Raw genomic sequence first — 25,759 nt, 5'->3', positions numbered from 1 at the left:
AACTTTTCCAAATAAAAAAACAGACCCTGTATGGTCTGCAATATAGCTACTTACTCTGAGCCATTTTTGTCGCATAGTCCGTTTCATAGTACTCAAGTTCTTCTCTTAACTTTTGAAAAGGCTGTTCTAAATCAAGAAAAAGCTCCTGAAAAGAGGACGGTGCTTTTTTTCTAAACTTAATACTATTTTTTCCTGTATAGGCTGAACGACTATCCTCATACCATAGATCAGCTCTAGGAGAAAAGAATTCTTCTATACATTGATGGAAGATTCGATAAAGGGTTCTTTCTGCTGCTGGCTTCGAGAAGTTCTCTTGATTTACAATCACTTGACACGTCTCAAAAGCATCTTCGCAATACACACACAGTCTTCTTAAGCTTGATAAAAGGCCTTTATAATAAGATAAATCTCCTAACTCTTCATCCTGTAGAGTTTCTATTGTTGTATGATTCAAGAACATTTCCATTCGATTCACGTTTTTTTCTAATACAGTATTCGCTTGTTGTATCTGTGTTTTCACTAATGACTGAGCCATCTAAATGAACCCTCCTATGGGATATTCATGGTTGTTTCAATACTACAATGGATGACGGTACTATAGCACGTCCATCTGTATTAAGACTCTTTACAATATCCTCAATCCTCTCCCAATCCACCTGTTCAAATGCCTGGACTAGTTGTGTTTGCTCTGGAAGGTATACTTCTTTTTTACCCCGTGCATTTGGATTTGCTATTAAATAGATAAAAGCTGCAAGATCTCTTACATAATAGGATCGTCCCTCAACTTGTATCAATGGCTGTTCATTAAAAGGAGTTGCCTGCAAAGCTAATTCTTCAAAAATCCGTACGTACAATAATGAAAAAGTATATTCTTTGTCACCTGTTTTAAAGGTTACTTCACTTCGAGAAAAGCTATCTTCTGGTGAGTTCGGTAAGGCTTTTTCTAACTCTTTTCCTTGTAAAGATACAATTTCCAAACTGATCCTCCTCAAAGTTTGATAGGAATATTTCATTATCATCTTATTCTATCACAAGAGGAAATATTTGTACGAAAATTCTGATGAATTACATATCAAATCTTTCTTGGAATGTCTCAAAAAATAAATCCGCTTCATTTTGAACATCCTCATCTTCTACCTCGTTTGGAAGTGTAGGGAGTTCATTCAAATCCTTTAACCCAAAAACATCGAGAAACGTTTTAGTTGTGCCATAAAGATAAGCGCGTCCAGTTCCTTCTGCTCTACCACACTCTTCTATAAGTCCTTTAGCCATTAGTGTTTGCAAAGGTCTTTCCGTTTTTACTCCTCGAACTTCTTCAATTTCTACTCTTGTAATTGGTTGGCGGTAAGCAATGATAGCTAATGTTTCAAGAGCTGCTTGCGACAACGTTTGTTGATGTGGTGATTCCACCAATTTCTTCAAGTAGTCTGCATTTTCTTTCTTCGTAACCAACTGAAAGGTGTCTCCTATTTGCATAATTAACAGGCCTCTTTCTGGCTTTTCATAGCTTCCCTTTATTTCATTCATGAGAGACATGACTTCCTTTTCACTCTTTTCTAGGACCGACCCTATCTGTTTTGTGGAAAGCCCCTCATCTCCTGCTGCAAAAAGCAGGCTTTCAATTATGCTGAACCAATTTACAATAGTCAAAACTCGTTACACCTCTCTAAACTGCTAATATGATGAGCTCTGAAAAGTTATCCTTTTGAAGAGCATCTATTTCGTTTCGCTTTAATAGTTCTAAGATAGCTAAAAAAGTTACCACCATATGAGACTTATCTTGATACGTAAAGAGCTCACTAAATGGTTTTTGGAATGAATGATGCAATAACGCCCTTATTTCATCCATTCTTTGCTCAATCGGTATATCCTGCTTCGTAATTCTCGTAGATAATGGTTTTTGTAGCTTTTTTCTTCTTAGTAATTTTTGAAAAGCTGCAATCATATCGTATATGTTGACATCTAAATCGACAGGAACAGAAGCATCATCCTTCTCATATTGAGACAGGTCAACCGGAGGTCTTGTAAACATGAGACTTCTTTCTTCCTCTCTGTCTTTTAGCTCTTTAGCAGCTTCCTTATACTTCTTATATTCAATAAGTCTTTCTACCAATTCATCACGTGGATCTTCTTCGTATTGGAATTCATCCTCTTCAAGTGGTTCATGATCATGTTTAGGAAGCAGCATCTTACTCTTAATGGCAAGTAAAGTTGCAGCCATAACTAAATATTCACTAGCTACATCTAGCTTCAATTCCTGCATTGTGTGTATGTATGACATATATTGTTCAGTGATATCCTTCATAGGGATATCATATATATCAATTTCAAGCTTTTGAATAAGGTGTAGTAATAAATCAAGTGGTCCTTCAAAAGCATCTATTTTTACTAAGTATTCCATAATATCACGCCTAGGTTATTATTCTCAAAAAAGAAAACTACCCTTAAGTATAGAGGATTATCGGCGTCACTCCAATAGGAAATTGTTGTTGTGCCTAAGATATTTCCAAAATTCAAGCTCTGCATGTTACGATTAAGTCAACAATTTTAGTGAGGGGATCTTTTATGTACCCACAAAGCTATATACTATTCTTGTCATATTTCCACGGAAACCGTGACTATTTTGAATGCCATGAAGTACTAGAAGAATATTGGAAAAGTAAAGATGGCAATAAAGACCCTGTTTGGGTCGGTTTAATTCAAACGGCAGTAGGCTTCTACCATTACCGTCGTGGAAACCTAACTGGTGCTGCCAAAGTTCTAAGAAAATCAAGGAAAATCCTTAAGGAGCAATCACATTCGGTACAAAAACTCGGTTTAGATATAGAGCTTTATTTAAAGCTTCTATCTAAGGAAATTGAGAGAGTAGAGCAATGTCTACCATACAGTAGTGTAGACCTTCCTATTATTGACCCAATCCTTTTGAGTGAATGCGAAAAGGAATGTGAACAACACGATTGGATATTTGGTAACAAAGAAGTTGTGGACAAATATTTGATTCATAAGCATAAACTTAGAGACCGCACGGAGGTTATTGAAGCAAGAAACGATTCTATAAAAAGGAAAAATAAATGACAAAAGAGTTCCCACTGGGAACTCTTTTTACTCATTATCACTGAGCATCTTCCATATCCTCCATACATCTTGAATAGAAAGATGTCGTGTACTCATTTGCGGTTACAGTAAAGTTTGGATACATTTCTTTCAAGGCTAGAATCATTGCTTTCCCGACACCTTGGTCTCTATGTGATGGATTTACAGAGATATGCTGAATTTCCAATACCTCATTACCTTTTATTACACCCACTAGACCAATGATGTCTTCGCCTTCTCTCCACAAGAAAAGTTGCCATTCCGGGTCAGTTTCGTATATTTTAATGGATTGCTGAAGCTTCTTTACGTCCTTTTCATTAGGCATAAAAGAAAGTAACCCCATTGCAATCTTTTCAAAATTCTTTTTATATCGAATTAGCATGAAAATCCCTCATAATCTTAAAAAAGCCTTTTTTGTTTATTCTTACCATTTTTTTCTAAAGGTATACGCCTAAACATTTATTTATAGGAATAAGACTAAGGATTATTGAAGGAATCCCCAGTAAACTCCTCCCCAAATCAATGCCCCTACTAATAGTATGACAAGTAGTATGATATTTTGTTTCCTCATTTTTTGGCCACCTTATATTATAGCGAATTAAGAAAAAGCGTTTTTTATTTTAGGTGAAGGTTTATTTCCCGTCAAGTGATTCAACAGCTTCCCTTACATAAGGTAAATCTAATTTCACTAGATCTTGATATGTCTCTCTTCCAATGACAAGTTTGTCTTGACCATTTTCGATAAAGACAACGGGCGGTCTAGGAATTCGGTTATAATTATTAGCCATTGAATATCCATAGGCTCCTGTACAGAAAACAGCTAGGATATCCCCAGGCCGAGCTTGTGGTAGGGGTAAATCCCATATCAACATATCGCCTGATTCACAACATTTCCCAGCGATCGAAACAACCTCATCTGCCTTATCTTCCATACGATTAGCCAAAACAGCTTCATATTTTGCTTCATAGAGAGCAGGACGTATGTTATCACTCATCCCTCCATCAACAGCCAAGTATTTACGAACCTCTGGAACTACTTTATGAGAACCTACTTTGTATAAGGTAATTCCTGCATCACCCACGATAGAACGACCAGGTTCGATCCAAATTTCTGGTTTCTTCAAACCTTGCTCCTCTACTTGGCTCATTACTTCTTGCATCATCTCATAAATGTATTGACTTGGAGGGATTGGGTCATCCTCTTTTGTATAGCGAATTCCAAATCCGCCTCCGAGGTTTAACACTTTTGCCTCATATTGAAAGGCGTCTTTCCACTCACGCAATTTTTCCATAATTTTTCTAGCAGCCAGAACGAATCCTGTTGTTTCAAAAATTTGGGACCCAATATGACAATGTAGGCCAAGAACCTCTATGTTCTCACAGGCCATTGCCATTTTAATTGCTTCTTCTGCTTGACCATTTTGAAGATCAAATCCAAATTTAGAATCCTCTTGCCCAGTTAAAATATAATCATGTGTATGTGCCTCAATCCCTGGCGTTACACGAATTAGAATGCTAACATTCTTGTCATGTTCTTTTACAAGCTCAATTAGCCTAGAAAGTTCATAATAATTGTCAACAACAATACATCCAATTTCATTCTCAATGGCCATAAGTAGCTCTTCATCACTTTTATTGTTTCCATGAAAATGAATTTTTTCAGAAGGGAAACCAGCTGCTATTGCTGTATAAAGCTCTCCTCCAGATACAACATCAAGAGATAAGCCTTCTTCCTTAATCACTTGAAACATTGCTACACAGGAAAAAGCTTTACTTGCATAGGCCACCTGATATGGAATTCCTAATTTCTTAAAGGCAGCTTGAAAGTCATGAGCTTTTTGTCTAATTAGCCCAACATCATAGATATATAGTGGTGTACCATACTTTTCTACTAAATGTACTGTATCGATTCCACCAACAGTTAAATGACCTTCCTCGTTGACGGATTGGTTTCCATATAAATAATGATTCATGTTCATTCCCCGTATCACTTCCATCGACTTATTCTTTATCCCTTTATTCAATTAAACTAACTTTACCATACCTCACATTGGCTCGCAACGAACATATGCTCCAATTTCTTATTAGATCAAATGGGAAAATAAACCAATAATTAAAAAGGACAGCCTCCTTTTTATTGTATGGAGACTGTCCTGTATCGGAACCTTTATTATCGTTGTTTATACTTATTTCTAGTATGAACAATACTCGGTCTGATTTTAGAACCTGGGACTGATCTTCTAAGAATAATTTGCATGAACGCACCAGGGTTAAAGGGGAGTACTGGCCAAAGATAAGGTGTATTTAATGAACGAATTCCTGTTAATAAGATTAACAGAATAGTTAAACCAATGATAAATCCATAAGTTCCAAATAATGAAACAGCTACTAGCAATGCTAATCTTACCAATTTATTAGCAACACTTAGCTCATAACTAGGTGTCGCAAATGTTCCAACTGCTGACACTGCAACGTAGAGAATGGTTTCAGGAACAAAAATCCCAACTTGTATCGCGATATCACCTATCATAACAGCAGCGATTAAACCCATTGCCGTTGATAAAGGGGTCGGAGTATGAATGGCAGCAATCCTTAAAAACTCAATCCCTAAGTCTGCAATAAATAGTTGAAGTACCAATGGAATGTTACTTTGTTCATTCGGACCTATAAATGAAAGTGCATCGGGTAATAGGTTGGGTTCTAATACAAACAAAAACCACAAAGGAAGTAATATGATTGACGTAAAAATTCCTATAAAACGTACCCATCTGACAAAGGTACCAACAGCTGCCGATTGTCTATATTCTTCCGCATGCTGTACATGGTGAAAATATGTAGTTGGCGTAATGATTACACTTGGAGAAGTATCTGTATATATGAGTACATGCCCCTCAAGCAAATGTGTTGCTGCTACATCTGCACGCTCTGTATATCTTACAAGCGGGTAAGGGTTGTACCCTTGTTTTACAATAAACTCCTCAATAGCTTTATCTGCCATCGTTGTACCATCAATCTCAATTTGTTCGAGTTCTTTTCTCAATACTTCAATTAAATCAGGGTTTGCTATATCTTTAATGTATGCAATGGAAACGTCCATTTTAGAACGTTCTCCCACCTTAATCATTTCAAAGCGGAGCCCTTCATCGCGAATTCTTCTTCTAGTTAATGCTGTGTTCACAATAATATTTTCTACAAAACCATCCCTTGACCCTCTCACTACCTTTTCTGTATCTGGTTCCTGAGGTTGTCTTCCTGGATAACTTCTTACATCAACAATGAGAGCCTTTTCTGTACCCTCAACCACTATACCAATTAACCCAGATAGAACCTGGTCTACAAGGTCTTGCATCGTATTTACAGGTTCCACTGATTGATGGACGATCCTGTTATGGATGACATCATATACGTTTGTAGATGCTTTCTCATGATCGTTAATCTCTACAAGCTGGTCCATAATTTCTAAAATATAGGCTGAATCACATAGACCATTTACATAGTAAATATGAACATCTTTTTTTAGAATCTTTACTTTCCGAACCCCAAAATCAAAGCTTGTTCCAAGGCCGACACGATCTTTCATATAGAGTTCGACTTCTTGCAGCTTTTCACTAATAGGTGTTTTCTTATCAGAGGCCATTGAAACCGCTCCTTTCTAGTATGATGTCAACTGCTTTCTTTGTGATAGGTGCGCCAATTTTATAAGAATCTTTACCTGACATTTTTCCAATGTCACCAATCCCGACTACAATAGGAGCATGTATTGAATCCAGACAGTAAACAGTATCACCATTAATTCTTCCCGTTTCATATTCAGGTATTCCAAATTTATCTACACCATTGGCAGTAAGCTCACCATCACGGTCAATACAAACATCAACTTTTGTCCACTCTGCCTGTTTTGTTTTAGAAGCAACTGCAATAACACCTAAAATCCGGATACTAGGATGGTTTGCAACATACCGTAAGGCTGTTTCTCCCGCACCTTCTCCAACGTAGCCACTATCATCAAACATGACAAATACAGGTTCTGAAGGTGCCATTTGAATAAGCTGAACTAATTGTGAACCTGAAAGTATACTTGGATTCCCACTTGACATGGAAATACACCTTCCGCCCACAGACTGCGAAACTGATTCAATAGCCTTTTTTGCATATTCATCTCCATCTGTAACTAATATCACTGCTTTAGGTTTTATCAAACAATGGTCCTCCTTTCGATTACATGTCTACAAATACAATCCAATGGAATAAGGAGCCGGATATTTTTCCTAAAACGATAGCCATCAGTAGAATGATAATTTTTTCGTCGATTCCAATTCTCTTCGCCAAAATCGGTAATACATTGAGAACTTCTGTGAGAGCAGCAGCTAGTAGACCTACAAAAACACCACTCGCTAGACCAATGGGAATTGCGATAATCGAGAAAAAGTGAAAAGTCACCTCTTGTAAGCTAAGCCAACTTGAAATGACTGCTCCCAAAATAACTGCCCATTCATATCGTTGAATATATTTCATCGTTTTGGATAATTGGGTTAACCTCGGTATAATCCCGAGTACAGTTAAAAAAGCAACGAAACCTGATCCAACTGCTAAACCACCAGCAAAACCGATAAAGATTACTAGTAGAATCTTAATGGTCATCAAGATGCTTCATACTCTCCTTATTCTCATTTAAAGAAACATAGCGATCTAAGTCTTGCTGATAGTTAAACATTTCAACCTCAAGTGGGCTTGGCTCTTCGTTTATTCGCTTTTTAAACAAATGGTTAAAAAATAAGATCATGCCTATACCCAAACCAAAAGAATAAGGAATCTGAAAAAGAAGAGGTTTTTGAACTTCTTTTCCCGTAATCATCATAAATAAGTGCTGCTGGACGATTTGCATGCTTACATCTTCATGAAAATTCATGATGGTTAAGGCAGCCCCTACAAATAGAAGAAACCAGACTAGGATAAATAATGGGGTCGATACTCTTTTTTTTTGATAAACAACCTCTACAATTGTTTGAGTAGGTCCAATGGCTTGTATATCAAGAGACGGAAAGAATTTAAAGATTCTCTGTATAACTTTCATGACATCAACAATTACAATTGTATTATCTTCTCTTGTAATTCGATAAACTTCTACCTGCTTTATTTGATTAAGGAAGGATTCAGGCCCAATAACTTGTGCTATATCTTCAACCTTCACAACCTCTTCGGGACGTACTTGTAAACGATGTCTTAGGCGTATGTAAATCGAATTTTCCATCCCTTTTCACATCCCCCATAAAATGTCGTTATATCGTATAGTATGGTTGAAGTAATGTATTTTCATGATGTCCAATAAATAGAAACTGTAATAAGAGATACAGTTGTGGTGTGTGGGTTGTGGGTGGTTGATTGGTAGTTGTTGCCGCACTCAAATTGAAGTTTTCGCACTCAATACCTTATTTTTTGCACATAAGCGCTTATATTTCGCACTCAAACCCTTTTTTGCACTCAAAACAAGTTTTTCGCACCCAAAATAACTTATTCGCACACAAATTCGTTTTATCGCACTCAAATCTAATTTTTCGCACAAACAACCCACATCTACTAAGAAAAATAACACGTTCACCTGTTAAACTGTTTTATAAATGACTAAAACATCGTCAATATCCTCTTTTCTAACACCTTCTACCCCTACTAACTAAATTTTCAATAAAAACAACGCAAATTAATAAACAATCCATAAAAAAAATCGAATGAACATTATTCGTTCATTCGATCTTTCATTTGCTGTAGGATTTTCTTTTCTAATCTAGACACTTGAACCTGGGAAATTCCAAGTCGACCTGCTACCTCAGATTGAGTTTGATCTTTAAAATACCTTAAATACACAATTAACCTTTCTCGTTCGTCTAGGTCTCTAATCGCCTCTTTTAGTGCGATTTTATCAAACCATTTGTTTTCCTCTTGATCTGCAATTTGATCGAGAAGTGTAATCGGATCACCATCGTTTTCATATACCGTTTCATGTATGGAGGATGGAGATCGGCTGGCTTCTTGAGCCATGATGATTTCTTCAACCGAAATATCTAGGTATTCGGCAATCTCATTAACCGTAGGGATTCTCCCGTTGGTTTTTGATAACTCATCTTTTGCCCTTCTTATTTTATTGCCCAACTCTTTTAGAGAACGACTTACCTTTACAGTTCCATCATCTCTTATAAAGCGCTGTATTTCCCCAATAATCATGGGAACAGCGTAAGTGGAGAATTTGACATCGTAGGATAAATCAAATTTATCAACGGATTTTAATAATCCAATACAACCAATTTGAAATAAATCATCTGGTTCATAACCACGATTCAAGAAACGCTGAACAACCGACCATACAAGACGCATATTCTTCTGTACAATGGTGTCTCTAGCTTCTTGTTCTCCATTTTGGGCTTTAAAAATCAACTCTTTGACTTCATGGTCTTTTAAATAGCTTTGGGTTGTTTCGTTCTTTACCTCCACATCCATAAGCAAGACTCCTTAATTGCACAGCGCTTTGCTTTTAGCAAAATGCTTTTTCATGCGAATGGTCGTCCCTTCTCCTGACCCTGACTCAATTCCAATCTCATCCATGAAGTTCTCCATAATGGTAAAGCCCATTCCAGAGCGTTCAAGTTCAGGTTTGGTCGTATACAATGGTTGTCTTGCTTCATTGATGTCTTGAATACCGACCCCTTCATCACGAACCGTTATCTCACAAGATTCATCTTCAATCGTAACGGATATGTAAACCAGACCATCCGGAACGTTTTCATATCCGTGAATAATTGCATTCGTAACAGCTTCTGATACTACTGTTTTAATTTCTGTCAATTCATCCATTGTAGGATCCAACTGAGCTATGAAAGCAGCAACTGTCACACGTGCGAACGATTCGTTCTGACTTAGAGCACTGAATTGAATATGCATTTCGTTTTTCATATTACGCCACCCCCAGATTTTGTAGTGCAAAAGCTTCGTTTGCTTCCTGTCTTATTATTTTAAATAATCCAGACATATCAAACAATCTTTTCACTGCTGGGGAAATAGCGCATACAACCATTTCGCCGTGCATTTGTTTTATTTGTTTGTACCGTCCTAAGATAACCCCTAAACCTGAACTATCCATAAAGGATAAATCTTGTAGGTTGAGAACGATATGGCGGGTTCCATACTTTTCAATGGCTCTAGTTGTCTCATCTCTTAACTGTTCTGCAGTATGGTGATCTAGCTCACCACTTAATCGGATACATAGGACTTCTTCAACAACTTCTAATTGAATGGATAGACTCAAACTAAATTCCTCCTTCTATGAGGTTATAGTGAGTCATTTCTCCTTTTATATCGCAAATTCCTTCTACTAGACAAAACTAGTGGTAATTCGAAGGAATACGCTATTTTTTGACACTAGTTTAACTTGGCAAAAGCTCCAAAAGTCCGCTTATATAGTGTCCACCAGCTTGCTTTGTCTACATCCTCTTTTACCACTAACGGACTATCTACAAGGACCTTACCGTTTTTAACTAGCCTTAAGTGACCAACTTTGTCACCCTTCTTTAATGGGGCTTGAATTTTATCATTTATAGTTATTTTCTTTTCAACATCATCTATTTTCTCCCCTTTTTGCGTTAATAGGGAGATACTCTCACTTGTTACTACTTCTACTTTATTGTTTTGACCTTTTGACACTGTAGCTTTAGCAATAACCGAGTCCTTATCATACATTGGGTGAGTTTTATATTTGGCAAAGGCATAATCTAACATTTTAGAAATTTGAGCATTTCTGTCTTTTGGAGTCGGTGCACCAAAAACGACCGCAATGACTCTCATCCCATCTTTCTTTGCCGTTGCTGTTAAGCAATACTTAGCTTCATGTGTAAAACCTGTTTTTAATCCATCAACACCGTCATAAAACTTAACTAAGCGATTGGTATTAACCAACCAGAATTTTTTGTCTGTATTTTCCCGTAGATAAGCTTCATATAATCCAGTGAAATCAGTTATCGTTTCATACTTTAGAAGCTCCTTTGCCATAACGGCCATATCAGAAGCGGATGAATAGTGATCTTGAGCGGGAAGACCTGTTGGGTTTTGGAAATTGGTGTTTTTAAGCCCTAATTCCTTTGTCTTATCGTTCATCATTTTTACGAATTCTTCTTCAGAACCAGCAATATGTTCGGCCATTGCTACGGAAGCATCATTCCCTGAACCAATCGCAATCCCTTGAAGCATCTCCTTAACTGTCATTTCTTCCCCTGGTTCAAGGAAAATTTGTGAACCACCCATAGAAGCTGCATGTTCACTTGTGCGAACTTTTTCATCCATCGTTATTTTTCCGGAATCCAATGCTTCCATAATTAAAAGCATAGTCATTACTTTTGTCATACTTGCAGGAGGAAGTTTCTCATTTGAGTTCTTCTCATAAAGAACGGTTCCAGTATCTCTTTCAATCAAAATAGCGGACTTAGCTTTTTCCGCCAACCCGAGGTCATTTTTTCTCTCCTCATTGGCTGCAACTGGTGAAATGGTACTGAAAACTAATAAGCTGCCTAATACAAAAGATAACCAACGTTTCATCTGTATACCCTCCATTTAATTTACATTTGATAAGAATTGCTAAAATTTGATGCTATCCTCGGTAAACTTACCTATCGAGGAGCTTGCATAATGCAAGAATAGAACTAATAAAATGCCTAAATTCCATTTTTTCCATTTCAGGTATTTTTATACAATCAATTCCTTCCTATCTGATAACTCATAGAAAAAAGCCACTCTTTATACTCTAAAGAGAGGCTTTTGCGAGAAAACAATATATTTTTGACCCATATAATTTAACAGTGTGTACATGCACGTTCCTAATAAAATGGCGAGCGTTTCAGTCTCAATTGGAACTGGAATAGCTGCTGCAATATGGTTAGCCATATACTCACTTAATGTATAGGCTATAAAGTAACAGATGAATACAATCACTACAAACTTGGGTATTCCTCTTCGATAAGAGACTTCTGCTTTAAAAGTAAAACTACGGTTTAAAAAGTAACTTACGATTGCACCTACAGTGTTACCCACAAAGGTTGAAGTCCAGTATGTCCACCCTATCAAATTTAAAAGGATTAACATTGTACATAGCCCGACTAAAGTATTGATTCCACCAACTAATAGGAACCTTATAAATGTGCTAGTTGGTTTCAGTAAGCTTTCCTGATGCAAGTGAATATTCCTCTTTATCTGCTGTTTTCCCACTTGGATGGAACATAAACGGGTCAAAATCCACTATGTACTTCGGTCGTCGCTTAGTCTCCTTGTAAATTTTCCCAATATATTCGCCTATTAGTCCGATGGCAATTAATTGGAGACCTCCAATTAGCCATATCGAAGTAATGAGGGATGTCCATCCTGTTTGAGTATGTCCTGTCATTTTTAGAAGAAGAAAATAAGTTCCAAATAGAACACTTACAAAAAATGAAACCAAACCTATTAAAAGCACAAATCGAATGGGTGTAACTGAAAAAGAAGAGATTCCATCAAAAGCAAAGGCGAGCATTTTTTTCAGTGGATACTTCGTTTCTCCAGCCATTCTCTTTTTTCGTTCATAGTAAACCTCTGCAGACTGAAAGCCGATCAAAGGAACGATGCCTCTTAAAAAGAGGTTCACTTCATCAAATCGTTCTAACTCCTGAATAGCTCGCCTGCTCATCAATCGAAAATCAGCATGGTTATAGATCAGATCTACTCCCATCTTTTTCATCATTTTATAAAAAGTTTCAGCCGTTTTCCTTTTAAAGAAAGTGTCCGTATCCCGACGCTTTCTTACCCCATAGACGATTTCATGTCCTTCGTTGAACTTTTGAATAAATTCCGGAATAACTGATATATCATCCTGGAGATCAGCATCTATTGAAAGTACACAATCTGAAACTTTTTTTGCAGTGAATAGGCCAGCTAGTAAGGCATTTTGATGACCCACATTGCGAGCTAGTTTTAGTCCACGAACGTGGTCGTTTTGTAAACTTTCTTTATGAATCAAGGTCCAAGTTTCGTCTGTACTTCCATCATCAACAAATAGAATTTTACTCTTACTACAAATGGTTTTTTCACGAATCATTCTGACTACTAAATCATGTAATTGTCGAATCGTTCTCGGTAACGTTTCCTCCTCGTTATAACAAGGAACCACAATGGCTAATATAGGTTGATTCATGTTGTCACTTCCTTAAAGCTAGTTCTACACTATGAAAGGTTTACTTGGTACAAATAGATTTTCCAAGCGGATTCCTCTGTGGTAAACACCTTTTCCAATCGCAAATTATTCTGAATTGCATTTTCTATAGGAACGGCTGAAAAGATATATTCACCGCCTAATTCTTTAAAAGCACGAGTATTGATTTCAAGTTTTTTGAGGCTTCTATTCGTATTTTTTTTGAACATATAGTGCTTCCCCAACTCATCTGTGAATATATAACAACGCCCTCCCCATTCATCAAAATAGGTTTTGATAGTTTTATTTTTAGCTAATTCACTTTCAATTATTTTTCTAAATTTGTACTTATAGCTAAGAGGATAAAAATTATTATAAGTATCTAAAGTGTAAAACCCGTTATATTGAGAAATGGCGGGGTGTATACCAATACTGGCAACCCGATATGTTTCTAGTGGCTTGCCGATATAAGTTTTAATTTCCTTAAATAAATCGGTAGCGTAAAATTCTTGGACAGAAGGTTTGCGGTGATGTGTAATTTCATCATTAAAAATTCCAACAACAAGTAATTGCAAAGCTAACACTGTCGTCACCATTTTTTTCGAAAATACTTTTTGCTGGAATAGTATTTTTAAACCTAGAGCAAAACCAACATATATAATCATAGGCCGCAAAAAATGATACCTGGCAAAATTGAACGTGTCCATAAAATGAAAATTCTGCGTCAGCGGTAGCCAACCTTTATAAAACCAAAAGGCATACCATGTCGATAGTGCAAAGTTCAGGACCAGTAAAAATACAAAAGCCCGTTCATGTTTCCATAATTTGCGTGTCCAAATGGTCAAAAAAGCCATGATGGTGATTGGTAGAATTATCAAACCATGGACGGTCATTACATGAGTATGACCGAGTATGAAATTCTTAAAGGTTAACCGAATGACACGCCAAAGTGGAAGCCTTGCATGGAAATATTCATCCCTACTATTGGGCTCACTTGAAAATAGAAATGATGCTACAAGCCTATATTCCACGAGCATAAAGGCTCCGGTCATTAGGACAATTGCTAGGAAAAATGGCCAATTCCAGCCTTTTCCCCGTATAACATCGATCAGCCAAAAGATTCCCATTGCGGTTAGAAAAAAGAAAAAACCCAACACGAAACTTGAGTACAAAGGTAGAAGAACCAAGACTAAAAAGTTAATCCAAGATTTCTCACCATTTCTTATATTTAAAAATGCCCATAAAGCTAATGGCATACCTAATGTGCTTAGCATTCCTGATGGCCAGAACGGAGTCAGTGAAAATACTAGGGCAACCCCTATTCTGATTAACCCCCACTCTTCACTTTTCAAAAAGTGTTTTCTTAGCAATAAATACATCCCAATAAAGGCAAAAACTCTTGTAATGGCTTGGCTAAGCCCATAAGCAATCATTGTGGGAAATAACATATACAGCCAAACAATCAAACTAAATTCAGGGGCTAATGCATTACGGGGAAGTCCATCAATAATTTGAGGAATCGTCGCATCAATACCCCCGAATAATTGTCCACTCTCCACCAATACCTTATACCAAGCGATATTTGAGTCCAAGTTGTCGTGTACACGAATATGTGCATCTTCCCCTAAGATAAACAATGGGGATAGATAAATAAAAATGATAGCTAGTGAGAAACCAATAAGCTTTTTTTCATTTTTCAAATAGGACAAGCTCACTTGATACACCTCGTAAAACATTTAGTTATTACTCATCTTAAGGTGTACTGAATCAAAATTTCTATTCTTGTTCATGAGCCCATTTACTACTTTGCACAGACACTCGCATTGATATATAAGGATAAATTTCTTTTTTTCAGCATAGTGTAGAGTAACTTTACTTAGTTTTTTAACCCCTAGGCATCACGGGAGAAAGCAAAAGGATAAAGGGGGAGACATATGATTAAAAAAGCGGTAATTCCCGCTGCCGGTTTAGGTACTCGATTTTTGCCAGCAACGAAAGCACAACCAAAGGAAATGTTACCCATTGTAGATAAGCCCGCTATACAATATATAATCGAAGAAGCTGTCCAATCTGGAATTGAAGACATTATTATTGTGACGGGGCGTAATAAACGAGCTATCGAAGATCATTTTGATCGCTCTATTGAATTGGAGCTTATGCTACAACGGGCAGGAAAAGAAAAAGACTTTGAAATGATTCAACAGATTTCAAATTTAGCACAAATTCATTATGTCAGACAAAAAGAGCCCCTTGGATTAGGGCATGCCGTCTACTGCGCAAGGAAATTTATCGGAGACGAACCGTTTGCCGTTTTGTTAGGGGATGATATTGTAGATAGTCCCGACCCTGCATTGAATCAGATGATCCGACAATATAATGTTGTTCAAACATCCATCCTCGGGTGTGAAGATGTTCCTTTACAAGATGTAAGAAAGTACGGGATTGTTCATTATTCAGGACAAGTGGGAGAATTATTTAAGGTTGAAAGTTTAATAGAAAAACCTGCGGTAGAAGATGCCCCCTCTACTCAAGCCATTATTGGCCGGTACATTTTGTCACCTGGAATTTTTGAAATATTGGAGAATGTAAAACCCGACAAAAGCGGTGAAATTCAATTAACAGAAGCCATTGACCAGCTACTAAAACAAGAAGCCGTGCATTCATACTTAATACAGGGAAACCGGTATGATGTGGGTGATAAATTCGGTTTTCTAAAAGCAACCATTGATTTCGCGTTAAAAAGTAGCTTAAAGGATGATGTGATTGCTTATCTAAGGGAGATGGGTAACAGGAATAGAGATTAGAAACTATTTATAACTAATGTGATATTTACAAACAAAAAACGAGCAATGACACAAACTCATTGCTCGGGTAATTTATTACTTCGTCACTTCCCCATAAATTAACGTTGGCTTTTCAACATTTTCATTAGAAAGACGAATGCTATCATAAAGCTTTTCTTTAACTTGATCTACATTTTCAGAGTTACTGTAGATGGTGACAAGGGATTCGCCTTTTTTTACAAACTCCCCGATTTTTTTACGAAGAACAAGACCAACGGCTAGATCAATGGATGATTCTTTTGTTGCTCTACCAGCACCTAACCACATCGCGGCTGTACCAATTGAATCGGCTACTAGTTCACTAATGTAACCATCTTCTTTCGCTTCTAATTCATAAACATAGGAGGCTTGTGGAAGCTTTGACGGATCATCGACCACTGAGTCATCTCCTCCTTGGGATCGAAGAAAGACCTTTAATGTTTCTAAAGCAGCTCCAGATACAATAACTTCTTGGAGTTTATTTCTAGCATCCTCAAGGCTAGACGCTTTTTCTGCTAAATAAACCATATAGCTTCCTAATGTTAAACATAGCTCCGTTAAATCTTCTGGACCTTCCCCTTTTAATGTGTCAATGGCTTCTTTTACTTCGAGCGCATTCCCAATGGCATACCCAAGTGGTTGACTCATATCTGAAATAACAGCCATTGTTTTTCTACCCACTTGATTTCCGATGTCTACCATTGCTTTAGCCAATTTTTTCGAATCCTCTAAATCCTTCATGAAAGCACCGGCACCTGTTTTTACGTCCAATACGATGGCATCTGCACCAGCAGCGATTTTTTTACTCATGATTGAACTAGCAATTAGAGGGATGCTGTTAACCGTTGCTGTCACATCCCTTAGAGAGTAAAGCTTCTTATCTGCTGGTGTTAAGTTTCCACTTTGCCCGATGACGGCTAGTTTATTTTCGTTCACTAATTTAGTAAATTGATCATTCTCGATTTCAACATGAAACCCTGGGACCGCCTCAAGTTTGTCAATGGTTCCACCTGTATGACCTAAACCTCGTCCACTCATTTTGGCAACAGGTACTCCTAAAGATGCAACAAGTGGCCCGAGAACTAAAGTCGTCGTGTCACCTACGCCTCCGGTAGAGTGCTTATCCACTTTAATTCCATTGATGGCCGAGAGATCAATTTGGTCACCAGACTCAACCATAGCCATTGTTAAATCAGCACATTCTCTCTCTGACATCCCCTGAAAAAATACAGCCATGCAAAAAGCGCTAATTTGGTAGTCTGGAACTGTGTCATTTGTATACCCTGTAATGATGAAATTAATCTCATCTGTCGTTAATTCATGCCCATCTCTCTTCTTTTGAATCAAATCAACCATTCTCATTTTTCTTTTCCCCTTATTTCAATTCTTTTAGGAAGCTTGTTCCGAATTTTGGCATTGAAACTTTGAAGTTTTCCGCCACAGTAGCTCCAATATCAGCAAATGTTTTACGCAGAGGTAGTTCGTTATTTCCTTTTAACGATGGGGAATACACAAGCAATGGAACATACTCCCTTGTATGGTCTGTACCGTGATGTACTGGGTCATTTCCATGGTCTGCTGTGATGATTAGAAGGTCATCTTCTTTCATCTTCTCAAGCACTTCTGCTAGTCTCACATCATATTCTTGTAAGGCTTCACCATACCCTTTTGGATCTCTGCGGTGACCATACAATGCATCAAAGTCAACTAAGTTTAAAAAACTGATTCCCGTAAAATCCATATCCATTGTTTTTAACAGTTCATCCATACCATGCATGTTCGATTCCGTTCTAAAAGAATCAGTAACCCCTTCACCATCGTAGATATCAGAAATTTTCCCGATAGCTAGAACATCATATTCAGAATCCTTTAATTCATTCATAACCGTTCTCTCAAATGGTTTTAAAGCATAGTCATGGCGATTAGCTGTTCGCTTAAAGTTACCTGGCGTTCCTATAAAAGGTCTAGCAATGATGCGTCCAATCATATATGGTTCATCTAGCGTCATTTCTCTTGCAATTTCACAAATTTTGTAAAGCTCATCAAGTGGGATCACTTCTTCGTGAGCAGCAATTTGTAGTACAGAATCTGCTGATGTATAAACAATCATAGCTCCCGTATCCATATGTTCTTTTCCTAACTCATCTATAATGGCTGTTCCACTTGCAGGTTTATTCCCAATAATCTTTCTACCTGTTTTTTCTTCTAACTGCTGTAATAGTTCATCTGGAAATCCTTCCGGGAAAACCTTGAATGGTTTATCGATATGAAGGCCCATAATCTCCCAATGCCCTGTCATCGTATCTTTTCCGACTGATGCCTCCTGCATCATTCCGTAATTTGCAATCGGTTGTTCGACCTTTTCAACCCCTTTAATTCCCCTTATATGGCTTAAGCCTAATTTCCCCATGTTCGGCATTTTCAGGCCATTCATGTGCTCAGCGATATGCCCCAATGTGTCTGCACCTTTATCGCCAAACTCTTCTGCATCAGGGGCCTCTCCAATCCCAACAGAGTCCATGACAACTAAAAATATTCTTTTATATGTATTACTCATCTTAGCTTCCTCCTTTTTCATTCCAATCTTAAAATACCCTTTACCTGCTAGATTCATGTCTCTTTAGGGGTTGTCTGAAGTCTGACAACTCAGTATATACTCTCATTCTTCGTAGCTTAATAATAAAACAAAGGCTCCCTAAAGAGCCTCATAAGACTTAATGTTGGTGATTGTACTTTCTTTTAAGCCCTAGGATGAAATTGTTTATACACATCTTTTAATCTGGCCTTTGAGACATGTGTATAAATTTGTGTTGTAGAAATGTCAGCATGACCTAACATTTCTTGGACAGCTCTTAAGTCCGCTCCATTTTCAAGTAAATGGGTTGCAAAGGAATGTCGTAATGTGTGAGGTGTCAATTGCTTTTGGATCCCAGCTCTACTGGTTAACTGTTTTAATATTTTCCAGAACCCTTGTCTAGACAACCGGTTTCCGTGATGGTTTAAAAACAGAGCCTCTTCCCGACTTTTACCCTTTAATAGCTTTACTCTACCGTTATCGATATAAGCTTCTAGGGCTTCTTTGGCTTTGGAACCAAGTGGTACAATTCGCTCCTTGTTTCCTTTTCCAATGCACCTTACAAACCCCAGCATCGTATGAACGTCACCGACATTTAATCCAACTAGCTCACTTACTCGCAGTCCAGTTGCATATAACACTTCTAGCATTGCTTTATCTCTCAAAGAAAAGGCATCACCTTTATTGGGAGTATCTAATAAAGCTTCTACCTCATGTAAATTTAATACTTTTGGCAAGGATTTTTCATGCTTGGGTAAATCGATATGTACAGACGGGTCAAAATCAAGCTGCTTTTCTCTCAATAAAAACTGATGAAAAGAACGGATTGAAGATATATGTCTTGCGATCGTTTTGGAGGATTTACCTGAGTCCTTTAAATCAGCAAGAAATTTAATAATAATCGACCGAGAAACTTGCTCTAACGATTCTATCTTTTCTTTCGTTTGAACAAATCGAAGGTACGCGTGTAAATCCCTATTATATGAAGTAATCGTATTATCAGCTAAACCTTTTTCCACACGTAAGTAATGGATAAAATCACTTACTGAATCCTTCATTTCCTATTCCCCATTTAAAAAGAAGTATATAAAACGTTCATAGCCACTTAAAAACTTGTCGTCCCCGGCATCTTCAAAAACCTTGACGGCGGAACCATCTGGTTCATCGTACTTTTGATAGTTTTGATATTCTTGGTGTACCCATATCATACCATAGTAGAACAAAATCGTGCACAAAGTGAATAGTAGAAAAACTTTTACTGTGTGTATAATTAATCTAACGCCCTTTTTCATCGCTTGTCCTCCAAACTTACTTTCCTGTGTTTACCTTTTATTCAAAGTGAGGGGAATTCACTCGATTCTACTGTGTGTTTAGGACAACTTTCTACTATCAACCTATGCCAATAGAAAAGGAAAATATACATAGAAAAAACCTTCCCCCGATTTTAGGAGAAGGTTTATTGTTCTTCATCTTCTTTATGACATCTATGGCAAATACCATGGAATGTTAAACGGTGATCTTTTATTTTAAAATTCCAATCTCTTTCGACGATTTGTTCTACATCTTCAAGTAGGTCCTCTTGTATTTCATCAACCGATCCACATTCAATACAAACGAGATGGTGATGAAAGTGAGTAGCCCCTTCTTTACGTAAATCATACCGAGATACCCCGTCACCGAAATTGATTTTATCGACAATTTTAAGCTCTGTTAATAACTCTAATGTTCTATATACAGTGGCTAAACCGATCTCGGGATATTTTTCTTTTACGAGGAGGTACACATCTTCAGCACTCAAATGATCCTCTTCATTCTCCAGTAGCACTCGAACCGTGACTTCCCTCTGTGGGGTAAGCTTATAGCTGGCTGAATGGAGCTGGTCTTTTATTCTTTCTATACGGCCTTCCATCACTTGAACCTCCCTCGCCCAATTCCTCTTTTATTATACCAAAGGTTAGAGGAGATGCAAAAGAGAATTATTCTAAAGTGATGATTAAAGTTACTCTTATATTAGAATAAATATTATTTTATAGTATGCTACCCACTACACTTTCCATGAAGAAAGAGGAGACGAATGCCTCTGTTGCAGCTGCACCTACCAACAAACAGATAGCGGCTACAAAGGTGAGTAAATAACTCGAGAACATAGGAGCTACCGGTTGATGTAAGTGAACAAATTGTCTTTTTACAAGTTTAAATGATAATGTAATCGCCATTACCGCCATCATAATTAAAACAGGGACGATAATTAAGTTTTGGGGTAAAACGGATACGAATGATAATAAAAAACCGTCCCAGCTCATTTTGTAAACGAGAAAACCTACGGTAAAACCTATTACGACTCCCTTGATAAAAAGAATAACTAGTATTATCGGGACACCAATGATTGACACACCAAGAATTGTAATGATAAAAATCATCTTCAAATGATGCCATAAGCTCTGAAAGAACATTTCTCTACCTGTTGAGGAATCGTAATTACCAACTTGACCAAAGAACTGATTTAAATAATAGAATAAATCTTCTTTTTGTGAAAAAGAAAGACTATTTACAACGATGGCACCAAATACAATACCCATTAAAAATAGAATCGTGACAAATAGATACATAGAGGAATGCTGTTTTAAATGAATCGCTAAAGTCATTTGCTGCGTCGTATTACGGAATCTTTTTTTCATCTTCTTCATTATTGAATGGCCTCCTCTTACACACTTAATAAAAGATATGAAAGGGTGTAGACGAGTATTCCACAAAAAATAGAGTTGCTAGATTTTCCATATTTTCATAAAATACTAGAAATTATAGTAGAGGTGGTGAAACGAAGATGAAACATAATTATTTTCCAAAAAAATAAAAAAAGAGATGCTTCCCTTGCCCACAAGGAGCTAGAGAACCATCTCATGTTCATATTTTTACGGATTTACAACTTCAACATCACTCTTCTTAACAAACCCTACACGGTGATTAAAGAAGATTTGATAATATTCATCTTCCCCTTTCACCACTTGATTCGTTTCTGGGTCATTAAAGTATTTCGCGTGATAGTATGACGATTGAATTGGATCTGAAGCCACATAAATTTGTCCAGAAGGAATTTGGTACAGAGGTAATGCACTACCTTTCGCCCAATCTGCAATTCCTGTTCCTTCGTACGCGGAATCTTCTGGATAAGCTGCACCGTATACTGGTATGGAATCAAGCCCATCCTTTGGTGTTATAAGAATGCCGTCCCCACTTACGACGTTTTTATTTTTTGGATTATAGAACCATGCTTTTTTTCCACCGTAATAGATGGCCGTCCAATCCCCATCTTGATCCACCTTGTAGTAGCTTTGTCCTATGGCAGCCTTGTTCCCCCAATCATTTATTCGATCAGTACCACCATTGCTAAGATGCGGATCTTTAATAAGCGGTGCATCAAAGCTCGGTTCAGTATAAAGATGAATTAAGCTTGACGAATTTGGATCTTGTAATTCTCCTCCATAAGTAAATGTCGGCTCATTTGTGTTGAAATTAGGAGCAATCGTAACGATATTGCTATCTTTATGTCCATTACTCGGGTTAATTGGTGCTCCTAATAAATTAAAGAAATGAGACCAATTCCAGTAGGCACCTGGATCCCAGTGCATGAGAGACTGTCTATATGGTGATAGACCTGGCACTTCGTCATGTCCTAATATATGCTGTCGATCAAGAGGAATATCGTATTTTTCAGCTAAGTATTTTACTAGTTTAGCAGAAGAACGATACATTTGCTCACTGTACCAATCTGCCCCGCTTGCAGCAAATCCTTCGTGTTCTAGACCAATGGAGTGCATATTAAAGTACCAGTTTCCTGCATGCCAAGCAGCATTTTCGTTGCGAACCATCTGTGTGATTTTTCCTGTAGTTGAATCTAAGATATAGTGGGCACTAACGTATGAAGGATTCTGGAAGTGGTTAATAGCTGATTGAGCACTACCCTCAATATCATGAATAATAATATAACGGATATCGAGACCATCTTGAGGACGTTCAGCGATATCGTAGTTTCCATAGTTGCTCGTACTGCTGGAGAATTGTTTATATGTTGCAGGGATAAATGTACACTCCAATCCGTTTGGACAGTCAGCCCCAGTGAATTTAGCATTTCGGAGTGGGATATTATCAGCAGTATCTTTATTTGGCTGAACGGATTCAGGGTTCAGGATAACTTTTTGTCCATTGATTGTCATTCTTTCGGCTCCAGTTTGAATGGTTGCAAATACTTCATCTGCAAACTCATCTGCAACGCCTTTCAAATCAGACCCGCTGTATTTAATGACGGCTCCATACCAATCAGCAGGATCAGTTGGTAATTCTCCAACTGTTTCTTTTGCATATTCAGCTAGTAAAGCAGCTCCGCCACGAATGTTTTGGACAGGACTACTTTTCAGAGACTCAGCACTAACACCTAGTAATTCAGCGGCTCTATCTAGTGTATTCACTGAAGAAGTATCTGCTTCATTCATACTTCCTTTCCCACTAGCGTCTTGGTTATCATCTAGATGGACTAAGTTCATTACCCCGTAACCACCAACTTCACTATGTCCCTTATGCTGATCCCATCTCGATTGATTATAGGCTACAGCCATCAAAACACTTTGGGGTACTCCAAATTCTTCGGATGCTTTTTCAAATGCTTTTTGTAATTGAGTCGAATCCGTTGGATCCATTGCTACAGCACTTTCTTTACTTAATCCAAGGATTGAGAAAAACATAATTACTAAACTAGCAGTGACTCCAACAAGTATCATCATTTTTTTTGATTGTTTGTTCATCACTATTGCAAGACCTCCTTATATATTGATGTTTATGAAGTTCTCAATATATTGAGAGAATCCTGCGTGGTGTTGGAAAAACACTCCAAATTACCTCTATAGTTTTATTTTTCATGGCAATAAAATAGGCATAAAGTATTTTGCTCCAAACTGAGATGTAGGGCTTTTTTCATTGGGTTCGTCCATTAAATGAAAAAAAGACCAAATCATAATTGACCTGGTCTACTTTGTTGATTCCTATTGATTCTACCGTTATTTATCGGAGACCTTTCCATAACGGCCTCCACCACCAGCATTAAAATGTAAGGTTCCATTCCTTGCAGCTAGTATATAGGAGCAAACCTTCTCACCTGCAACCTTTATTAGTTCATCTTTCGTTGCATAATGGAGAACGTTCATCTCATTTCCAAAGGTTAAAACTAATTTATGTAAGAGCTTTGGCCCAATTCCTGGTAAATTTTCTAACGGAACTTGGTGTATATACGGTGGTTTGGAAACAGGCTTTTCCTCGTCTGAAAACGATAATTCTAGGATTCGGTCTTTTACACCCTTCACGATTCGAGTATGTCCACAAGATGGGCAAGGCAACTCCACATTTGCCACATGTTGAAAGCACTCTGCACAAACTGTTTGATGGTACTTTCCAATTCTCGGATTTAACCCATAATTTGCTTCAATCAACCTTCCATTTTGACCTTTTATAGCCCAAACTAGTTCTTTGAAGTTTAGTTCTTTCATTTGGACCTTTTGGTATTCTCTTGCTAACTTCGGTAAGGAATGCGCATCCGAATTTGTTAAAAATGCATACTTTCTAATTTCCTGTATCTGATAGGCCATCTCTGTATCGGAACTTAACCCAAGTTCTACAGCATCAATTAGCTTCGGATCGAAAACCTCCTGAAGGCTTTGTTTAACCCCTTTTCCATATAGGCTCTTAAATGGAGTAAAGATATGCGCTGGAATAAAGAGACCTCCCAATTCTTTTACAAATGTTTGAAGTTCTCTTCCAGATGCATAAACCCTTTGTGAGCTTAAATGAATATTCGTTACTCTTTTCTCTAACCACCTTGAGAATTTACCCATTGTATCAAGCGTTGGGAAGTAACACAGAACATGAATAGGACCGCTACACCACTCATCATAAATCTCGATTTCCGAACCCATGACTAAAAGGAGTCCATCATTTGTTAAGATTCCACCATTTTCATCTTGTCTCATCTTCCCTGCTCTAATCAAAGTATTTAAGTCTTCCAAAACTCCAGGAGAATGACAATCAATGACCCCTACTATGTGCAGCCCTTTTTCATTTTTGGCATATTCTAAAATAGAAGGCATCGTTAACTTATCTGAAGCCGTTATTTTTACAGCTTGATTTTTACTAGTCCTTCCAATGTGGATATGCAAATCTGCAAAATAGGAGGTATTCATAAATTAAAGCCCCTTTTGAAGTTTTAAATAGAGAACAGCATAAGCTGTTTTAGCATCATATATTTTCTTCGTTCGTACTAGTTCCTCTGCTTCCTCAATACTAACTTCCAACAAGTCAACAAATTCATCTTCATCAGCTGCTAATGGCACTTCTGCCTTTGTAAGTCCTTTAGCAAGGTATAAGTGAATAATTTCATCAGCAAAACCGGGAGACGTATAAAAGGAAATCAAATGTTCTAACGTCTCACACTGATAACCTGTTTCCTCTTCAAGCTCTCGCCGTGCAGTGTTTTCTGGCTCCTCACCCTTTTCAAGTTTGCCTGCTGGTATTTCAACAATTGTACGTTCCAGAGCCTTTCTATATTGTTCCACCAAAATAATCTTTCCGTTATCTAAAATAGGGATAACAGCAACTGCACCTGGGTGCTTCACAATTTCACGTTTACTCGTTTTGCCATTCGGCAGTTCAACCTCGTCTACATGTAGCGAAATGACTTTTCCTTCAAAAATAGTTTCCCTATTAATTGTTTTTTCATTAAATCTATGACTCAAAATGAGATTCCTCCAGTGCTAGGTTAATTAAAACAAAGACCAAGTTCTATTTACTGTTTAAAATTACATACATTTTACCATAATGCTACTGGAGGGTGAGATACGGTGAAATGTTATGTGCATGAAAAAGGAGCTATTTTCGTGGGGAAAGCTTGGCAAGTACGCCAAATGATTAGGCAATACCAAAAACAATATAAAACACTTCATGAATGGGTAGAGGCTGTAAAACCTGCAAAAAAATAGGGGGTTTTATTTGCCTCTTTATTTCTTGCCCCGTAAACTACAAATA

29 protein-coding genes are annotated in these 25,759 nt (G+C 37.5%); 3 read left to right on the top strand and 26 right to left on the bottom strand.

The annotated features are described in order from the left end of the window. Positions 1-46 precede the first annotated feature (46 nt). The 4 genes from ABDZ91_RS21100 to ABDZ91_RS21085 all read right to left on the bottom strand — a co-directional run bounded on the left by ABDZ91_RS21100 (position 47) and on the right by ABDZ91_RS21085 (position 2,401). Entirely contained in the window at positions 47-535 is a 489-nt protein-coding gene (locus ABDZ91_RS21100) for a DUF3907 family protein (RefSeq protein ID WP_343803765.1), read from the bottom strand. A gap of 25 nt (positions 536-560) precedes the next feature. Further along, positions 561-977 (bottom strand): hypothetical protein, encoded by a 417-nt coding sequence (locus ABDZ91_RS21095; RefSeq protein WP_343803762.1) that lies wholly within the window; start codon positions 975-977, stop codon positions 561-563. Positions 978-1,065: 88 nt separating this feature from the next. Beyond that, complete coding sequence (scpB, locus tag ABDZ91_RS21090) at positions 1,066-1,650, bottom strand: SMC-Scp complex subunit ScpB (RefSeq protein ID WP_343803759.1); 585 nt, start codon at positions 1,648-1,650, stop codon at positions 1,066-1,068. Between the two features lie 16 nt (positions 1,651-1,666). Further along, entirely contained in the window at positions 1,667-2,401 is a 735-nt protein-coding gene (locus ABDZ91_RS21085; RefSeq protein WP_343803757.1) for a segregation/condensation protein A, read from the bottom strand. 164 nt (positions 2,402-2,565) lie between these two features. On the opposite strand from ABDZ91_RS21085, the gene ABDZ91_RS21080 reads away from it, so the two are divergent. After that, a complete protein-coding gene (locus ABDZ91_RS21080; RefSeq protein WP_343803754.1) occupies positions 2,566-3,075 on the top strand; it encodes a DUF309 domain-containing protein in 510 nt (169 codons plus the stop codon). A gap of 37 nt (positions 3,076-3,112) precedes the next feature. Here the strand turns inward: ABDZ91_RS21080 and ABDZ91_RS21075 are convergent, their stop codons facing one another. The 13 genes from ABDZ91_RS21075 to ABDZ91_RS21015 form a co-directional block, all read right to left on the bottom strand. Then, a complete protein-coding gene (locus tag ABDZ91_RS21075; protein ID WP_343803751.1) occupies positions 3,113-3,475 on the bottom strand; it encodes a GNAT family N-acetyltransferase in 363 nt (120 codons plus the stop codon). A gap of 250 nt (positions 3,476-3,725) precedes the next feature. Then, positions 3,726-5,066 (bottom strand): diaminopimelate decarboxylase, encoded by a 1,341-nt coding sequence (gene lysA / locus ABDZ91_RS21070; RefSeq protein WP_343803748.1) that lies wholly within the window; start codon positions 5,064-5,066, stop codon positions 3,726-3,728. Positions 5,067-5,263: 197 nt separating this feature from the next. Continuing rightward, complete coding sequence (locus tag ABDZ91_RS21065) at positions 5,264-6,730, bottom strand: spore germination protein (RefSeq protein ID WP_343803745.1); 1,467 nt, start codon at positions 6,728-6,730, stop codon at positions 5,264-5,266. Then, on the bottom strand, positions 6,720-7,292 hold the full coding sequence (spoVAEA, locus tag ABDZ91_RS21060) for a stage V sporulation protein SpoVABEA (RefSeq protein ID WP_343803742.1): 573 nt from the start codon (positions 7,290-7,292) through the stop codon (positions 6,720-6,722). The genes ABDZ91_RS21065 and spoVAEA overlap by 11 nt, the downstream gene beginning before the upstream one ends. A 19-nt stretch (positions 7,293-7,311) precedes the next feature. Then, positions 7,312-7,734, bottom strand: coding sequence for a stage V sporulation protein AB (locus tag ABDZ91_RS21055; protein WP_343804276.1), 423 nt, complete (start codon positions 7,732-7,734; stop codon positions 7,312-7,314). Then, a complete protein-coding gene (locus tag ABDZ91_RS21050) occupies positions 7,724-8,344 on the bottom strand; it encodes a stage V sporulation protein AA (protein WP_343803739.1) in 621 nt (206 codons plus the stop codon). Before ABDZ91_RS21050 ends, ABDZ91_RS21055 begins: the two co-directional genes overlap by 11 nt. Positions 8,345-8,826: 482 nt before the next feature. Beyond that, on the bottom strand, positions 8,827-9,585 hold the full coding sequence (gene sigF / locus ABDZ91_RS21045; RefSeq protein ID WP_343803736.1) for an RNA polymerase sporulation sigma factor SigF: 759 nt from the start codon (positions 9,583-9,585) through the stop codon (positions 8,827-8,829). A gap of 12 nt (positions 9,586-9,597) precedes the next feature. Further along, on the bottom strand, positions 9,598-10,038 hold the full coding sequence (spoIIAB, locus tag ABDZ91_RS21040) for an anti-sigma F factor (RefSeq protein ID WP_343803733.1): 441 nt from the start codon (positions 10,036-10,038) through the stop codon (positions 9,598-9,600). Position 10,039: 1 nt separating this feature from the next. After that, positions 10,040-10,390: an anti-sigma F factor antagonist gene (gene spoIIAA, locus ABDZ91_RS21035; protein WP_343803730.1), complete on the bottom strand. Its 351-nt coding sequence runs from the start codon at positions 10,388-10,390 to the stop codon at positions 10,040-10,042. Positions 10,391-10,503: 113 nt separating this feature from the next. Continuing rightward, positions 10,504-11,673, bottom strand: coding sequence for a D-alanyl-D-alanine carboxypeptidase family protein (locus ABDZ91_RS21030; RefSeq protein WP_343803727.1), 1,170 nt, complete (start codon positions 11,671-11,673; stop codon positions 10,504-10,506). Positions 11,674-11,871: 198 nt separating this feature from the next. Continuing rightward, a complete protein-coding gene (locus tag ABDZ91_RS21025) occupies positions 11,872-12,306 on the bottom strand; it encodes a GtrA family protein (protein WP_343803724.1) in 435 nt (144 codons plus the stop codon). After that, a complete protein-coding gene (locus ABDZ91_RS21020; RefSeq protein ID WP_343803721.1) occupies positions 12,275-13,297 on the bottom strand; it encodes a glycosyltransferase family 2 protein in 1,023 nt (340 codons plus the stop codon). Before ABDZ91_RS21020 ends, ABDZ91_RS21025 begins: the two co-directional genes overlap by 32 nt. Positions 13,298-13,326: 29 nt before the next feature. Next, a complete protein-coding gene (locus ABDZ91_RS21015; protein ID WP_343803718.1) occupies positions 13,327-15,030 on the bottom strand; it encodes a DUF6044 family protein in 1,704 nt (567 codons plus the stop codon). A gap of 198 nt (positions 15,031-15,228) precedes the next feature. Here ABDZ91_RS21015 and galU point away from each other — a divergent pair, with 198 nt between their 5' ends. Then, positions 15,229-16,098: a UTP--glucose-1-phosphate uridylyltransferase GalU gene (gene galU / locus ABDZ91_RS21010; RefSeq protein ID WP_343803715.1), complete on the top strand. Its 870-nt coding sequence runs from the start codon at positions 15,229-15,231 to the stop codon at positions 16,096-16,098. Between the two features lie 75 nt (positions 16,099-16,173). On the opposite strand, the gene ABDZ91_RS21005 is transcribed toward galU, so the two are convergent. The 9 genes from ABDZ91_RS21005 to ABDZ91_RS20965 form a co-directional block, all read right to left on the bottom strand. Then, positions 16,174-17,478, bottom strand: coding sequence for a pyrimidine-nucleoside phosphorylase (locus ABDZ91_RS21005; RefSeq protein ID WP_343803712.1), 1,305 nt, complete (start codon positions 17,476-17,478; stop codon positions 16,174-16,176). 13 nt (positions 17,479-17,491) lie between these two features. Then, a complete protein-coding gene (gene deoB, locus ABDZ91_RS21000; protein ID WP_343803709.1) occupies positions 17,492-18,673 on the bottom strand; it encodes a phosphopentomutase in 1,182 nt (393 codons plus the stop codon). A 182-nt stretch (positions 18,674-18,855) separates the two neighbouring features. Next, complete coding sequence (gene xerD / locus ABDZ91_RS20995; RefSeq protein WP_343803706.1) at positions 18,856-19,749, bottom strand: site-specific tyrosine recombinase XerD; 894 nt, start codon at positions 19,747-19,749, stop codon at positions 18,856-18,858. 3 nt (positions 19,750-19,752) lie between these two features. Further along, complete coding sequence (locus ABDZ91_RS20990) at positions 19,753-19,983, bottom strand: YqzK family protein (RefSeq protein ID WP_343803702.1); 231 nt, start codon at positions 19,981-19,983, stop codon at positions 19,753-19,755. 164 nt (positions 19,984-20,147) lie between these two features. Beyond that, positions 20,148-20,600: a ferric iron uptake transcriptional regulator gene (gene fur / locus ABDZ91_RS20985; RefSeq protein WP_343803699.1), complete on the bottom strand. Its 453-nt coding sequence runs from the start codon at positions 20,598-20,600 to the stop codon at positions 20,148-20,150. 118 nt (positions 20,601-20,718) lie between these two features. Further along, a complete protein-coding gene (gene spoIIM / locus ABDZ91_RS20980) occupies positions 20,719-21,378 on the bottom strand; it encodes a stage II sporulation protein M (protein WP_343803696.1) in 660 nt (219 codons plus the stop codon). 225 nt (positions 21,379-21,603) lie between these two features. Continuing rightward, positions 21,604-23,490 (bottom strand): N-acetylmuramoyl-L-alanine amidase, encoded by a 1,887-nt coding sequence (locus tag ABDZ91_RS20975; RefSeq protein ID WP_343804274.1) that lies wholly within the window; start codon positions 23,488-23,490, stop codon positions 21,604-21,606. Positions 23,491-23,742: 252 nt separating this feature from the next. After that, a complete protein-coding gene (locus ABDZ91_RS20970) occupies positions 23,743-24,918 on the bottom strand; it encodes an endonuclease Q family protein (protein WP_343803693.1) in 1,176 nt (391 codons plus the stop codon). A 3-nt stretch (positions 24,919-24,921) separates the two neighbouring features. Continuing rightward, positions 24,922-25,470, bottom strand: a complete 549-nt coding sequence (locus ABDZ91_RS20965; protein WP_343803690.1) for an NUDIX domain-containing protein — start codon at positions 25,468-25,470, stop codon at positions 24,922-24,924. 105 nt (positions 25,471-25,575) lie between these two features. On the opposite strand from ABDZ91_RS20965, the gene mciZ reads away from it, so the two are divergent. Further along, a complete protein-coding gene (mciZ, locus tag ABDZ91_RS20960; RefSeq protein ID WP_425541881.1) occupies positions 25,576-25,713 on the top strand; it encodes a Z-ring formation inhibitor MciZ in 138 nt (45 codons plus the stop codon). The last annotated feature ends 46 nt before the right edge of the window (positions 25,714-25,759 follow it).

Source organism: Bacillus carboniphilus (assembly GCF_039522365.1).
Taxonomy (GTDB): domain Bacteria; phylum Bacillota; class Bacilli; order Bacillales; family JC228; genus Bacillus_BF; species Bacillus_BF carboniphilus.
Note: the sequence above shows the minus strand (reverse complement) of the source record. Positions and strands in the feature narration are given on the sequence as shown.